Raw genomic sequence first — 14,857 nt, 5'->3', positions numbered from 1 at the left:
GGCGCAGCGACCGGCTGACACCGGTTCAGGCGCGGGTGAGTCCGCAGCGGCGTTCGGCATCGGTGACGGTGTACCGCAGCGCATCGCGCTCGATTTCGCCGGCGCGGGTGTAGTGCGCGACGGTCTCCGCCCCGAATGCGTTGCGGGAGAGCCTGCTGCGGGCGAAGGTGTCCAGGGCCGTATCGAGCGTGCCTGGCACCAGCGGGGCGTCGGTCTCCTGGTAGGCGTTGCCGACGACCGGTGGCGGGGGATTCAGGTCGTGCTCGATACCGTGCCGGGCGGCGGCGACCGCGGCGGCGAGCGCCAGGTAGGGGTTGGCGTCCGCGCCAGGCAGCCGGACCTCCAGATGCAGCCGGGGACCGTGGCCGACCACCCGTACTGCGCAGGTGCGGTTGTCCCGGCCCCAGACGAACCGGGTCGGCGCGAACGATGCGTCCGCGAACCTCTTGTAGGAGTTGACGATGGGTGCCAGCAGCGGCATCAGCTCCGGCAGCCCGTCCAGCAGCCCCGCAATCACCTGCCGACCCAGCGCCGACAAGCCCCCGTCCGCCCCAGCCAGCACCGACTGCCCGCCCCGCCACAACGACAGATGCAAGTGCAGCCCGGAACCGACACCGCTCTCGGGGGCGGCCATGAACGTCGCCGTCATCTGCGCCCGGCCCGCGATGGCCTTGGCGGCCTGCTTGAACACCGTGTGGTTGTCCGCGGCCGTCAGCGCCTCGCCGTACCGGAAGGTCACCTCCACCTGCCCGCCGCCGGACTCGGTCTTCAGCGCCTCCACCGCCAGACCCACCCCGGCCAGCGCACTTGGCAGGTCCTGGAGATAGACCGACAGGGGCGGGACGTGGTCCAGCGCGTAGTCGAGGTTGTCGCCGCTGACCGGTTCCAGCTCCCGGAATCCTGTTGCGGTGGCTGCCTCGGCTGCCCCCTTGTAGAGCGCGAACTCCGTTTCCAGTCCGGCCTTCAGTGTCAGGCCGTGTCCGGCCAGCAGTGCCAGTTGGCCGCGCAGCACCTCCCTGGGTGCTACCGCGACCGGGCGGCCGTCGGCGTGGACGGCGTCGGCCAGTACCAGGGCGGTGCCGTGCTGCCATGGCAGCATCCGGGCCGTGGTCAAATCCGGGACCAGCCGCAGATCCGGGTAGCCGTTCGCCCAGGACGCCAGGGCGTAGCCGTCCACCGGCCGCATGTCGACGTCGGTGGCCAGCAGGTACGCGCACACCTCAGCACCACGGTCCACGATCTCGTCCAGGAAGTGCCGGGCGTCATACAGCTTGCCCTTCAGCCGTCCCTGCAAGTCCGGCAGGGCGAGCTGCACCATCATGATCTCACCCGCCTCGATCCGGGCGCGCAGCTGCTCCGGCGACAGCAGCCCGCCCGGCACGGTCCCCGTCGCGGTCGCGTCGCGCATTACACGACCTCCTCGGCGTACTGGGCCAGCTCCTTCGCACCGGCCAGTGTGGGTACCTCATAGGTGCGGCGGCCGGCCGTCCACCACCACACGGTCGCCAGCACCAGCACCACCAGCAGAGCGACCGGCGCGTAGTTGAAGGACTGCACCGTCACCCAGCCGCCGCCTGCGGGGCGGGTCTGCGGCAGGCAGAACAGCACCGTCACGAACGCCACCCACACCACCGCGATCCAGCCCACCAGCATCCCCCACCGGCCCAGATTCCATGGCCCCGGCGTGAAGCGGCGTCCGGCCCGCAACCGCAGGAAGATCGGTATGGCGTACGCGGGGGTGATCCCGATGACGTTGATCGCGGTCACCGCACCGTAGGCCACCGGGCTGTACAGCGACGGCAAGGCCAGTAGCGCGGCCACACCGACCGCCAGCCACACCGCCCGTACCGGTGTCGCGGTGCGCCCGCTGACTCGCCGCCACCAGGCGCTGCCCGGTAGCGCCCCGTCCCTGCTGAACGCGAACACCATCCGGGAGGTCGCAGCGACCTCGGCGTTCCCGCAGAACAGCATCGCCGCAATCACGACCAGGAGCAGGGCCTTCGCCCCCGAGGCGCCGAGCGCGTCGAGGAAGATCTGGGCCGGTGGCACCCCGGTCGCCGACGCCTGGGTGTTCGCGTAGTTCTGGATGGCGAACGTCAGGGCAGTTAGGAGGACGAACCCGGCCAGCCATGACCACCCGATCGCCCGCATGATCCCGCGCGGCGCGCTGATCTGTGCCTGGGTGGTCTCCTCCGACAGGTGCGCGGAGGCGTCATACCCGCTGAACGTGTACTGGGCCAGGAGCAACCCGAGGCCGAGCACGTACCAGTGATTCGTCCAGCCGGTGTTGTTCACGAAGGTGGTGAACACGAAATGCGGCGACTGGTGATGGGCCGGGACCAGCGTCAACGCCCCGGCGATGACCGCGACCCCGCCCAGGTGCCACCACACCGAAATCGAGTTCAGCACGGTCACCAGCCGCACCCCGAACAGGTTCAGCACCGCATGCACCGCCAGGATCACCAGGTAGATCACCATGGTCTTGGCCGGCGTCGGGGTGAAGCCCCACTGCAGGTTCGCGAACGCGCCCGCGAACAGCGCCGCCCCGTAATCAATCCCTGCAATGGCGCCCAACAAACCGAGGAGGTTCAGCCAGCCGGTGTACCAGCCCCACTTGCGGCCGCCGAGCCGCTCGGCCATGTAGTACAGCGCGCCCGAGGTGGGATAGGCCGAGGTGACCTCGGCCAGTGCCGCGCCCACGAACATCACCATCAGCCCGACACCGAGCCAGCCCCACAGCATCACCGCCGGGCCGCCCGTCGACATCCCGAAGCCATACAACGTCATACACCCCGACAACACACTGATCACGCTGAAGGAGATGGCGAAGTTGCCGAACGAACCCATCTTGCGGCTCAGCTCCGGCTCATAGCCGAGATCGCGCAACAGGTCGTCATCATCCGCCAGCTGAGCGCCGGCGGACCCTTGTATACCGGACACGGAAACTACCTCCACGACGAAGAAGAACGAAAGGAGCGAGGGACGAGCGAGGGAGCGTCGAACAGGTCCAGCAGCCGGCTGGCTGCCGGGCCTGATGCTGTTCAGTGGCGGGGGCCGGCGCGCGGCGGCGGGCCGCCGGCTACCGCGAGGCTCTGCGCTCGGGCGTGCACGAACCCGGCCGCGGCTGCTGCGGGATCATCGGGGTCGTCGGCGACGTAGCCCCAGGGCTGCCGGGCCGCATGCGGGCCAAGCGCGGCGAAGACCTGGGCGGCCTCCTCGTACTGGCGCCCCGCCCACAGCGCATGGGCGAGATAGCTCAGGTCGAGCACCGACCGCCGCAGTGGCAGCGACTGCTGGAACCAGCCCTGATACGCCCGGCGCACATCCAGGACCACCGGCTCCCCCCGCCACTGCCAGAGCGCCACGGTGTCGTAGGCGCCCTGCTCACGGCGGGCGCGATAATGCTCCGCGTACGCGTACAACGGCAACACCAACAGCGGCGAACCCGAATCTCGCGGTACCCACGTACCGACCCAGTGCACGAACTGCAGCGCCGCCGCCGACCCACCCGTCCGCGCGTGCAGAAGGACCTGCAGCATCCGGTGGTGGGCCTCCCGGTTGAACCGGTCCCGCTGGTAGACCCGGTGCATCAGCCGCCACGGCCCGGCCGGCAACATCGGCTCCGGCGCCCTCCAGCGGTGCTCCTCCAGCAGTTGGTCCCTGTCCAGCAGGGCCAGTGCCAGCAGGCACACCCACGGCACCGGATCCCGCTCCGACCGCTCGGCCGCAGCGATGGCCGCCTTACGGGCCTCGCGGGCGAACTCCTGCGCGCTGTCATGACCGGCACGGTGGGCGTGCAGCGCCCGCTCCGCCCCGACCCGGGCCCGCATCATCACCGCGTCCGCGCTCTGCGGTTCCTCCGCCAGCCACTCGCGCACCACATGCGAGCGCGCCGCCGCCGTCCCCAACACCTGCGAACGCGACGTCCGCAACTCCCAGTCCGTCCCCGTAGTTGCCAGCAGATCCCGCATCGGCTTCCACCGGCCCGCCCTCACCTCCTCCAGCGCCACACGCAGCTCGTCGTCCAGCCCCGCTGGGTGCGTCAGCGGCCGAAACTCCGCACGGTCCGCGCTCTCCTGCGCACGCATCAGCGCATCCCGGCGGGTGATAACTCGAACTGAGGCCGGGGTGCTTCAGCTGGCTCCGCCACCGGTCGTGTTGGGACGGAAATTAGGGCTGCCGGCCGTAGCAGCGCCCTCGCCGCTTGCGGTACATGCGTCATCGGATTCCTCGATGGAGACATCAGTGGGGTGGGCGACCGTCCCGGGGCGCCGTACACGCCCAGCGCAATGGGGATGCGACAAGGCACAGGCAGCCCCGGGACGGCCGGTCTAGAGATGGATGCGGCCGATCGCGCCGACGACGCTCGTGATGCCCTGCGCGATCGACGGCCCCGCCCGGGAGGCAGCTGCCTCGAAACCCATCACGGCGCAGAGCAGGGCAGGAATCGGCTTGATGACCTTCTGCCGGATCAACACCACCACGATGATCAACAGCACAAGCAGCAGCGAGATACTAATCGCCACGACAACCTTTCAAACCGTCGTGTGTAACCGCAGCCGCTTCGCCTGCCCCCGTCTTCAGTAGTTGGCGGGTCAGCGGTGACAGTCCGAGCGGAGAGGAACAGCTCCGGGAGCCGGTGGCATAGGTGTCCCCGGGAATCGACTCGGGCCGGTTCGGTTCCATCTCTGTTTCTCCATTGATTGGGGCTTCGCAGCCGAGCCCATGCCCGGCGTCAAGAAGGTCGTGGACCTGACGGGACCGGTGAGCCTGTGTGATGAGCCGCTCCTGGCTCGGCCGATTCCCTGAGGCGGCCGCCCCGCAGCTGAGCGCACGGACGCTGCGGGGCGACCGATGGGCGGGTTGCTACCGGGGAAGCACCAAGAACCTGCCCTTCCCAGCCGTCTCCCCACGCTCTGGGAGGCGACGATCCCATCGCTCCGCAGCGGACTGACTGATGCTGGGATGACCGCTGCGGGGAGATCTCGATGTCCACGTCTCATGGCTCAAAGCGGTTTGTTGGATGGCGACTTGTGCGGACTCAACAAAGGATGCGGGGGGACTCTGGGCCGCGCACATCCGAACGGTGATATCACTGAGTACGTATCGAATCGCTGGGCGTCACGATCCATCCGCAAGTACGCCGAGGAGCACCCTGCATGGCTGTTGAGGAGGGACGTCGGTGCGCGCGTTGCGCCTGCCGACTGAGCCGGTACAACGAGGACCAGCTGTGCTCCGCCTGCACGCGCCTCGCCCAGGACGACGCTCCGCCGGTCCTCCGAGTCCCGGATCACGTCTGGCGCGATCCTGCCGTGCAAGGCGCTCTGGCGGCATGGGATTTCGGTCTTGCCAGCCGCGTGATTCGCGAGCGCGCCTCGTTTCGCCAGGAAGACATCGCGACGCTCACCGGCTTGAGCCAGGCGTACCTGTCCATGTTGGAGTCCGGCGCGCGGAAACTCACGAACATCGCCAAGGCCATCGAGTTCCTCGGCGGCCTTGGCGTTCCAGGCCACCTGGTTGCTCTCCCCTTGCCAGGACAGCCCGCCCAATGGCGCCCTGCGGCGCCAGCTGTACCAATTGCCGAGCTACGGGTTGAGTGGGAAGATCCGCTCGCTATCGTCCGGCGCGCCCAGAGCATGGCGTCCGTCAACGTGGACGACGCGACGCTGGCCGCGTTACGCGGCAGCCTCGATGACCTCGTGGAACGCTACGAAACCGTCGGCCCACAAGCTCTGGCTCCCCGTGCCGTCGAGATCCGGGGACTCCTCCACACCCTCCTGTCCGGCTCCCAGCACCCGCGGCAACGCCACGAGCTCTACGTCCTGGCCGCCATGACCTCCGGGTTACTGGGATACATGGCCGTGAACGCCGGCCGCCTGCCGACATCGCGCAGCTATTCAGCCGAAGCCCTGCAACTGGCCACGGAGGTCGAGGACAATTCCTTGGTGGCGTGGGTGCGCGGCACGCAGTCGCTGGAGGCGTACTACGACGGCAGATACGCCGAGGCCCACGCATTCGCCATGGCGGGTGTCGACCGTGCTCCGGACAGTCCGCAGGCCATCCGACTCCTGGCCAATGGAGCCGCCCGCGCTCTCAGCAAGCGGGGAGACCGGGCAGCCGCTGAGCATGCTGCGCAGCAGGCGTTGGAACTCGCGGACCGGTTCGCGACCCCCGAGGGCCTGACGCCGTGCATCTCCTTCGAGCCCTACGGCCGCGCACGGACCTTCGCGAACGTCGCCACGGCGTACGTGTCCCTCGGCGACGTGGCCAAGGTCCTGCACTATGCCGAGCAGGTGGACGCCCACATCGACAGCGCGGATTCCGCGTGGAGCCGGGCCCTGGTGGCGCTCGACGTCGCCTCTGCCGTCGTGCAGCAGCCGCAGCCGGACGTGGAGCGGGCAATGGCGCTCGGCCAGTCCGCCCTGCGCGCGAGCAGCAGCCGCCCCATCCGGTCTGTCGTACAGCGCGCGCACGAACTGGAACAGCAGGCGAACAAGTGGCGCAAACTTCCCGAGGTACGGGAGTATGCGGAGGCGCTGCGCACCTGGCGGGCGAAACCTGCCTCCTACGTCGTCTGCGCATCCGACCCTGCTCCGCGCACATAGAACGCCTCTGAGGAGTCCGGTGAATCCGGTCCACCACTCGGCCCGCTCCGCGGCCTTCCCCGTCGATCCCCCCGCTTCCCTGAGCGATCCGCAGACGATCGCAGATCATGAATGGCGGGCCTTCTCCGCCCTGCCCGAAATGGGCAACCACTGGGATCGGCCAGGCTGGACTGCCAGCACCCGGCGCTACTACTGGTTCCTCACCACGGAGCACTCCCCTAAAGTTGCGGAGCTGGCTGTCCAGTGTCAGCAGCCGCTGCCGGGGAATACCTTTGACCGCGTCCCCGCCGACGGTCTCCACGTGACGATTGCCCGCATCGGAGACGCCCGCCAAGTCGACAAGCAGACCTTGGACGACCTGGCGGACGCGGCGCGCCTCCGGTGCCACGCCGTTCCGTCGTTCAAACTCCAGGCCATCCCGATTGCCGGCTCCCGGGGCGCGATACGCATGAGCCTCGCCCCCTGGGAACCGCTGCTGGCGCTCCACCAGGCCGTGGACACCGCGTACACGGATATCGGGCTTCACGAACGCCACCCCCCGCAGGACTTCCGCCCCCACCTGGGGGTCGCCTACTGCAACCAGACGACGGACGCCGAACGCGTCCGAGAACAGATCCAGCCCCTGCGTGCCCTAGCGCCGCAGGAGCTAGACGTCCGAGAAGTGCATCTGGTCGAGTTGCGCCGAGAGAACCGCGCCTACCGTTGGGACGTGGCCCACACCGTCCCGCTCCGCCCTCAGAACGCGCTCGCGACCACCGTCGGCCGGACCGTCACCCCGGGTGAGTAAGACAGCGAACATCGAGACGGTCCTGCCCGGTGCGAGTGCTCTCTGAAGGCGCGCAATCTCTTCGGCTCGCGCCCGGCTGAAGACTCTGACTCCACGCGTTCCTTCATGGGCCGCGCTGGTCCTCAGCCCTTTTCACCGCCGGTGCAGCGGCTTGGACGGGGTCCCGAGTCTCCTTATCACCGTGGTGATATCACGGCTGCAATGTGCGCACCTGCGGCGATTGGGCGAGGCTCCATGACGAGTCAAGGTGCGGCGCCAGCCGGTGGAATCACCTGGTTCGGAGCACGCACGCCATCGGTGTCACCCAGTGGAGAGATGCGAACATGCCAACGCCTCGCCGCACGAAGAACGACCACTTGCTCTACGCAGACGTCGTCGACTCCAAGACCAAGGCTGGTGTCTGGATGGGAGAGCGCGACTCCTTCCAGGCCAAGCAGGCCCAGATCCTGGAGGCGGTCAAAGATCAGCTGAGCTGGGTTCCGCTGGAGAACGCCATCATGGTCATCAGCACGGCGCCTGCCGGCATCACGGTCATCGCGGCCAACCCGACCCTGCCGGGCATGATCGTCCTGTCGGACGGGGGCTCGCCTGCCGCGTCCTCCATCCTCCAGGCCCTCTCGGAGGAGACCATCCGGAACGCCATGGCCGGCCTCGGGATCGCCGAAGAAGAGGCCGCCTGATCCCATGCATGCCTCTGGCCTTCTCTGGGGGAAATACGTTCAGTTCGACCGGGACGGCGAGGCGGTCCTCCTCGACCCGGTCGGGCTGAACAGTGTGTACCTCGACCGCGGGGAGGTCACCGACCTTTCCGCGGTCCCCCCGACCGCCACCCACACCGCTCTCTCAGAGCACGGCTTCACCTCCGACGGGCCACCCGTCGACCGGCGTGAAGCACTCCTCCACCGCCTTGAGCTGCTCGGCCTCGATGCGACCCCGAGCCGGATCAGCGGTCTGCGGGTCGTCATCACCACCAAGTGCAACATGACCTGCGACTACTGCTTCGTCCACACCAACACCGGCGCAGCCGACATGACGCAGGAGGAAATCGCCGAAGGCCTGACGTACCTCTTCGAGGACAACGTCGGCCAGAAGGAGGTCGCCATCCAGTGGTTCGGCGGCGAGCCGACCATCCGCTTCGACCTCATGCAGTATGGCGACGAGCTCGCCGACGAACTGGCCGCCCAGTACGGGGTCCAGCGCATCCGCCGAACCGTGGTGACCAACGGCGCCCGCCTGACGGACGAAATGCTCGCGCACTTCGCCCGCTACGAATACGGCGTCGGGATCTCCATCGACGGGCCACCAGCGGTCAACGCCGTCAACCGCACGCTGCTCGGCGGGCAGCCCGCCGACGACCGGATCCGCGCCAACGTGCGGCGCCTGGTGGCGACGGAAGGCATCCACGTCGGTGCCAACCTCACCCCCACCGCGGCCAATGTCGGCCGGCTCGGTGAAGCGGTGACGTGGATCATCGAAGAGCTGGGGTTGACGTTCATCTACGCCAATACCCCCATCCCTTCCGGCGGGCGCTGGCGGGTGAACGGCCGCGACCTCGCCCGCGAGCTGTATCAAGCCCGGATGGTCGCGCTGGCCCAGGGCGGCATGGTGTTCTCCGTCCTCGACCGGGCCTTCCAGGCCCTCGATACCCGGCGCCCCATGCTCCTGGACCACATGCAGGGCGATCGCAGCCTCAACGCCGCGCTGCTGCGCGGCGGCCGGATCAGCCTGTGCGACATCAACTTCGAAGAACCGACCTTCATCCACACCCTCGACGAGCTGCGCCAGAACCCGGATCTCCTGGCCTCCATCGCCAAGCCCGTCGCACCGTATGCCGCCTGCGGTGACTGCCCCGCCCTCGCTATCTGCGGCGGCCCCTCCCGCAACGAACAGGCCCTCATCGGCGGAGACGCCCCCGACCCGCAGATGTGCGCCTTCTACACCGGCTCCGTGGAGATCGCCGCCTGGGACAACACGGGGGTGCAATGAACCCCAGCACCGACCTCGACCTCCCCTCGGCCACTCGGGTGGGCGGCTTCCGCTCCGCGCTGGTCAGCACGGCAGGCCACTGCAAGATCGCCTGCGGCTTCTGCCTTCGCGCCGACCGCGCCCACGGCTTCCTCGACGTACGCACGTACACCCGGGCCCTGTCCAGGTTAAAGGAACTCGGGATCCGGGACATCTGCCTCACGGGCGGCGAGCCAACCCACCACCCCGGCCTACGGCAGTTCGTGAGGCTCGCCCACCAATTCGGCATGCCCGTCTCCATAGTCACCTCCGCCCGCACCGAAGCCGAGGTGACCGCGCTGGAGGCGATCGCCCGCCTCCTGCACAACGTCACCGTCTCCGCGGACTCCGAAGGAGCCAGGGCCCTCGGCCGGACGACCCGCACCGTGCTGTCCGCGGTCGCCACCCTCCAGCGGACCGATACGCCGACCAAGATCCTTCACCTCACCTGCTGGCGGATCACCGCCGAAGAGTGCCGCGAGATCGCCGAGCACGTCGCCGCAGCAGGCGTTGAACTTCAACTCAGCCCCATCACCCTCGATGCCGCCGCACTCCAGCGTGCCGGCTTGAACACCACGGAGTACCTCGGCCAGCACCGGACCGACGCCCAGGCCCTCAACCGCCACTTCCAGCTGGGGGCCGGCTACGAGGAACACCTGGACACCATCCAGGCCGCCACCCTCTCGCCCGAGGACCGTCACCCATGCTGCTCACCCACCGTGTACGTCTCCGCCAAGGGCGATCTCCGACGTTGCCCCTACGGTCAGGAATCGAGCAGTGTGCTCGGGCCGCGGGCCGACATCGCCCGCTTCCTCAGCGCCCCGTCGCAGGACCGCGTGACCCCGGACTGCGCGGCCCTGTGCCGGGCGGACGTCTGACCTGCGAGGTTCTCTACGATGCTGCACCCCGTGACCAGCGCCGAAGAGTTCACCGCACGCTGGAGGAACCCGCCGAACTTCTCGGTCGCCGCGAACCTCGTCCCATTTCACCTCACCTTCCCCGATGCCCGGGAGGTGCTCGACATCGTGCGCCGGGACGAGGAAGCGCGCATCACGGTCCTCGGCGATATCAGCAGCGCAGTGCGGACCGCCCGATCCTTGACTGTCCGCACCGCGCCCCTCGACGAGATCCTGTCCTGGCCCTTCCGCCTGGCGCACTTCAATCTCAGCCGTTTCTACGGCGGCCTCCTGCACGACTTCCAGGCGCAGGTCATGATCCCGTGGCGTGCGTTCCTGGCCGGCCAAGGGTTTACCTGGCAACGGTGCTCGCCCGCTCTGTTCATCTCCGGGCCGGGAAGCAACTCCACGTACCACTCGGACAACTCGCACGGCCTGGTGTGGCAGGTGGAAGGCATCAAGACCTTCCACAGCTACCAGAGGCCGGACGAGATCGTCACCGCAGGGACGGCTGTCTCCGGCGAGATCACCGCCGAGCAGCCTCCGGCTCATGACCCTGCTGCCCGTCAGTCCATGCGCATGGAACCCGGCAACCTGCTGTGGAGCCACGCCCTGACCCCGCATTGGGTCACCGGGGAGAGCCCGCTGAGCATGAGCGTCACCCTGTCCCTCGGCGGCTTGTGCCACCAGGGCCGCTACGCGGCACGGGAGATCGCTCTGCGCAGACACTGGGATGAGCACCCCGAGCAGGCATGGCTGACCGACCTGCGGAACACCCGCTACTGATCATGGCCGGAAACGCCACCTTGGCAGCACCGCCCAGCACTCCCACACTGCCCAGCAGTTCACCAACGGGGAAGGGACTCCATGCCCAAACGGAAGGGACGCCGTTCCAAGGCGCAGCGGCGACGAGCTTTACGTCAGCGAGCAGCTGTGGCTTTGGGCGGGGCCGCAGCGGTGCTCTTCGCTCTCTGGCAGGTCCCGTGGATAGTGCTCGGGGTCGCCCTCGCTGGCGGTGTGGGGACGCTGGGCTGGTTCGGGTGGCGGGCACACCGGCGCGAGCGGGCCGGCGATCAGGCGTGGCGGGAGCAGAACCGCCGGATGGAGCTGGAACGGTCCATGACCGCCATCGACGCCATGAGCTGGCAGGACTTCGAGCATTACGTGGCGGAGCTGTGCCGCCGTGACGGCTGCACCGGCGTCTTCGTGAGCGGCGGCTCAGGGGATCTGGCTGCCGACGTCATCGCCTGCATGCCCGACGGCCGACGCCTGGTCGTGCAGGTCAAGCACTACGCGCCCCACCGCTCGGTGCCCAGCGGGGACATGCAGAAGTTCGTCGGCATGGCCTTCGCAGAGCACCAGGCCGACGTCGCATTGTTCGTCGCCACCTGCGCGTACGGCAAGGCCGCCCGGGACCTCGCGGTCAAACACAACATCGTCGCCCTCAACCGTGACCTGTTCGGCTCCTGGAACAACGGAGCACCCCTGGCGTCCCTCCTGCCGTTGAGTGGGGCCGGCGGCGGGCTGCCACGCGGTCAACGGTCGGCTCGGAAGCGGCGGCAGGGCACGGCGTAGTCGCTGCGCTGCCTTCACAACGAGGAGTCGGCCTGATTCCCCGAGCCTCGGGGATACTGCGACCTGATCGCAGCATCCCCGAGCGCCCAGGCCCCAAAGGGAGCGGGTGCAACAGCCTTACGGGGTCAGTCGGTTCGGCCCGCGGAACAGGAACGTGGCTTCGCGGATCGAGTCGAGCCCGAGCATCACCATCAGCACCCGGCCGAGCCCCAGGCCGAGGCCGCCGTGCGGCGGGCAGCCATACCGGAACGCGTTCAGATAGTCCTGCAACGGCTCGGTGCCCATGCCCTTCTCTGCGGCCTGCTTGAGCAACACGTCATAGCGGTGCTCGCGCTGGGCACCGGTGGTGATCTCCAGGCCCTTCCACAGCAGGTCGAAGCTGAGCGTCAGGCCCGGCTGGTCGGCAGGCCGCATGTGGTAGAAGGGCCGGATGCTCGTCGGGTAGTGGGTGATGAACGCGAACTCGTGCCCGGTCTGTTCCTTGATGTGGGCGGCGATGCCCCGCTCGCCCTCCGGGTCGAGGTCCTCCTTCGTCCCCTCGGGGTCCCAGCCCTTGGCACGCAGGATCTCCTGCGCCTGCGCCATGGTGATCCGCGGGAACGGAGTCTGCGGCACCACCACGTCCACACCGAAGAGCTCCCGGACCGCCTCACCATGCAGGTCGGCGACCTTGGCGATGGCGTGCGCGAGCATCTGCTCCTCGAAGACCATCACGTCCTCGACGTCCGAGATCCACGCCAGCTCCACGTCGACGCCGGTGAACTCGGTGGCGTGCCGGGAGGTGAAGGACGGCTCGGCGCGGAAGACCGGGCCGATCTCGAAGACGCGGTCGATGCCGGCGGCGATCGCCATCTGCTTGAAGAACTGCGGCGACTGCGCCAGGTAGGCGGAACGGTCGAAGTAGCCGAGCTTGAACACCTCAGCCCCGGACTCCGACGCGGTGCCCATGAGCTTGGGGGTGTGCATCTCGGTGCAGCCCTGCCTGTACGCGAACTCGCGCATTCCCTGCTCGATGGTGGTCTGCACGGCGAACAGCAGCTGCGCGGCCGGGCGCCTGCGGACGTCCAGGAAGCGCCAGTCCAGGCGCTGCTCCAGACCGGTGTGCTCGTCGATCGGCAGCGGCGCCTCGGCCCGGTTCAGGATCTCGACCGACTCGGGGATGATCTCCAGGCCGCCGAGTTTGACCACCGGGTTGTCCACGACACGGCCGACGATCCGGACGGCGGATTCGGTGGTGCAATGTTCAAGCTGGGCTTCCAGCTCGCTGTCGTCGCGCTTGTGGGTCACCTGGGCCATGCCGGTGTGGTCCCGCACGAGAACGAACTGCATCTTGCGCTGCAGGCGGAGAGTGTTCACCCAGCCTGAGATCGAAACGGTTTGACCGACGTGTTCTCGCAGGTCACAGACCAGTACGCGGCTTGTCGTGTGGATCATCGCAGCCCTCCGGGGGCGTCGTCATGATCCCTTGGGAGCGTGGGCGAGAAGGGTACTCGCGGTGCCACCACGCCTTTGCCGCCACCAGACAGCGGCGGCCTCATTCATACCCGATGACGGGGGCCAACCGGCGGGGCATTGGGCCCGAGGGCCTTTTCTCCCCGCGCTCAGGAGGGTCTTCACCAAGGGGTGCGAGGCTGCCTTCACAGCTACCGGCAGCTCTCTCGACTCGCGTGGTCCCGCGGCTACTCGTCTCCTTCGACGCGTTACACAAGAGGATAGGGGTGCTGGCGTATGCATCGCAACGAATATGCTCCGCTCCGCGCCGCAGCAAGATCTTCACTTCAGGAGTGAGGCTTTAGCCAAAGGGAAGACGCCGGATCGCCCAGCTCTTCCAGGGACGGCAAGCCATCGAGCTACACGGTGGGGAGCCGCTGACCGCGGGCCGGGACCAAGTCGCCGATGTCCTCGGCGAGCTCGCCATCCTGCCGTCGGTGGGTACCGGGCCAGGACCTCGACTCCCTCCTCGTTCACACAGCCGACATCCACCAGTCGCTGGCTCCGGCTGCCGCGCCGTCCGCTCCGGACCCAGACAGCGAAGCTCTTCACACCATGCTCGGCACCTACACCTGCGACCAAGTACCCGGCACGCTACGGCTGTCCCGCAAGAATCGCGCGCTGTACTTGTGGCGCCGCACACGCGACCGCCTCACCCGGACCGGTCCCACGACCTACACCGCTGACGGCTACACCCTGACCCTGGCCGCGACCGCAGGAGAGTCCGGTCCCCGAGCCGACGATTTTGTCGTGGACCTCGAACGGGCACCCGGCCTGCACTATCAATCGCGGCAGGAGCCCGCAGGCACGCCCTCATGAGTTTGACGGTGCGCGCTGGTGGCTTCCGATCACGACGGGCCGGGCCTGTTCCGGGAGCCGTTCGTCCTGCAATCGGAGCAAAATGCCGGCTCGACGACCAAGCCGCTCCTACCCGGAGCGGCCATACCCCGACGCCGGACGAGGCGAGCGGACACCTCTGGAGGGAGGCTGTGATTCACCCCCTTCCCCTCAACGAGTCTGGCGACAGGGCTACTTGCATGCTGTCTCAATCACATCTTCTATAGACATACGTGCCATAGGGTGGGAGGCATGGTGTGCGTGTGCACACTGCGACGCATGAAGTTCCGATGTGTAGATGACTGTTCGGGGGCGGGTGCATGAAGTTCGACATGGGGTCTACGACGCTGTCGAGTCTCGGGAAAAGCACAGAAGGGTCCAGCACTGATCTGGGCACGCTGATTCGGCAGCTCATCACCGCTGCGGATCCGCTGGAGGGCAAGTTCAACGGGGCCGGCAAGGCGGCGTTCGACTCCTTCAAGCTGCACGCGGATGAGATCACGGATGCGCTGAACGGTTCCCTGCAAGGGATTCTGGGCGGCCAGTCAGGCATGGACACGGCCTTCGTGGCCGGTGACCAGGAGGCGGAGAGCAACGCCCACCAGACGATGTCCGGAGCCAACTTCGACGCTGCCCGGTTCTCCGGGCGATAGATACGGGGA

The 14,857-nt window shown here is 68.0% G+C and carries 14 protein-coding genes; 9 read left to right on the top strand and 5 right to left on the bottom strand.

The genetic code is table 11. The features are described 5' to 3' along the window. Nucleotides 1-25 precede the first annotated feature (25 nt). The 4 genes from QMK24_RS30060 to QMK24_RS30045 form a co-directional block, all read right to left on the bottom strand. Complete coding sequence (locus QMK24_RS30060; RefSeq protein ID WP_283469976.1) at nt 26-1,408, bottom strand: glutamine synthetase family protein; 1,383 nt, start codon at nt 1,406-1,408, stop codon at nt 26-28. Beyond that, the gene (locus tag QMK24_RS30055; RefSeq protein ID WP_283469975.1) at nt 1,408-2,940 is read right to left on the bottom strand and encodes an amino acid permease; all 1,533 of its coding nucleotides are present in this window, start codon (nt 2,938-2,940) and stop codon (nt 1,408-1,410) included. Before QMK24_RS30055 ends, QMK24_RS30060 begins: the two co-directional genes overlap by 1 nt. Before the next feature lie 101 nt (nt 2,941-3,041). Then, nucleotides 3,042-4,088, bottom strand: a complete 1,047-nt coding sequence (locus QMK24_RS30050) for a hypothetical protein (RefSeq protein ID WP_283469974.1) — start codon at nt 4,086-4,088, stop codon at nt 3,042-3,044. A 243-nt stretch (nt 4,089-4,331) separates the two neighbouring features. Further along, nucleotides 4,332-4,526 (bottom strand): hypothetical protein, encoded by a 195-nt coding sequence (locus QMK24_RS30045; protein ID WP_283469973.1) that lies wholly within the window; start codon nt 4,524-4,526, stop codon nt 4,332-4,334. A 633-nt stretch (nt 4,527-5,159) separates the two neighbouring features. Here QMK24_RS30045 and QMK24_RS30035 point away from each other — a divergent pair. The 7 genes from QMK24_RS30035 (at nt 5,160) to QMK24_RS30005 (ending at nt 11,867) form a co-directional block, all read left to right on the top strand. Next, nucleotides 5,160-6,605, top strand: a complete 1,446-nt coding sequence (locus tag QMK24_RS30035; RefSeq protein ID WP_502962615.1) for a helix-turn-helix domain-containing protein — start codon at nt 5,160-5,162, stop codon at nt 6,603-6,605. Beyond that, nucleotides 6,526-7,392, top strand: coding sequence for a 2'-5' RNA ligase family protein (locus QMK24_RS30030; protein WP_349307904.1), 867 nt, complete (start codon nt 6,526-6,528; stop codon nt 7,390-7,392). Before QMK24_RS30035 ends, QMK24_RS30030 begins: the two co-directional genes overlap by 80 nt. Nucleotides 7,393-7,715: 323 nt before the next feature. Then, nucleotides 7,716-8,072: a hypothetical protein gene (locus QMK24_RS30025; RefSeq protein WP_283469972.1), complete on the top strand. Its 357-nt coding sequence runs from the start codon at nt 7,716-7,718 to the stop codon at nt 8,070-8,072. Between the two features lie 4 nt (nt 8,073-8,076). Further along, nucleotides 8,077-9,378: a radical SAM protein gene (locus tag QMK24_RS30020; RefSeq protein WP_283469971.1), complete on the top strand. Its 1,302-nt coding sequence runs from the start codon at nt 8,077-8,079 to the stop codon at nt 9,376-9,378. Then, a complete protein-coding gene (locus QMK24_RS30015; RefSeq protein ID WP_283469970.1) occupies nt 9,375-10,274 on the top strand; it encodes a radical SAM protein in 900 nt (299 codons plus the stop codon). Before QMK24_RS30020 ends, QMK24_RS30015 begins: the two co-directional genes overlap by 4 nt. Nucleotides 10,275-10,304: 30 nt before the next feature. Then, a complete protein-coding gene (locus QMK24_RS30010; protein ID WP_283469969.1) occupies nt 10,305-11,078 on the top strand; it encodes a cupin domain-containing protein in 774 nt (257 codons plus the stop codon). Nucleotides 11,079-11,249: 171 nt separating this feature from the next. Continuing rightward, entirely contained in the window at nt 11,250-11,867 is a 618-nt protein-coding gene (locus tag QMK24_RS30005) for a restriction endonuclease (protein WP_283469968.1), read from the top strand. A gap of 117 nt (nt 11,868-11,984) precedes the next feature. Here the strand turns inward: QMK24_RS30005 and aspS are convergent, their stop codons facing one another. Further along, nucleotides 11,985-13,301 (bottom strand): aspartate--tRNA(Asn) ligase, encoded by a 1,317-nt coding sequence (gene aspS / locus QMK24_RS30000; RefSeq protein ID WP_283469967.1) that lies wholly within the window; start codon nt 13,299-13,301, stop codon nt 11,985-11,987. A gap of 612 nt (nt 13,302-13,913) precedes the next feature. Between aspS and QMK24_RS29995 the strand changes: the two genes are divergently transcribed. Together QMK24_RS29995 and QMK24_RS29990 are read left to right on the top strand one after the other, a co-directional pair. Further along, a complete protein-coding gene (locus QMK24_RS29995) occupies nt 13,914-14,177 on the top strand; it encodes a hypothetical protein (RefSeq protein ID WP_283469966.1) in 264 nt (87 codons plus the stop codon). 338 nt (nt 14,178-14,515) lie between these two features. Continuing rightward, complete coding sequence (locus QMK24_RS29990; protein ID WP_283469965.1) at nt 14,516-14,848, top strand: hypothetical protein; 333 nt, start codon at nt 14,516-14,518, stop codon at nt 14,846-14,848. Nucleotides 14,849-14,857 lie beyond the last annotated feature (9 nt).

Source organism: Streptomyces sp. PH10-H1 (assembly GCF_030063355.1).
GTDB lineage: Bacteria > Actinomycetota > Actinomycetes > Streptomycetales > Streptomycetaceae > Actinacidiphila.
Note: the sequence above shows the minus strand (reverse complement) of the source record. Positions and strands in the feature narration are given on the sequence as shown.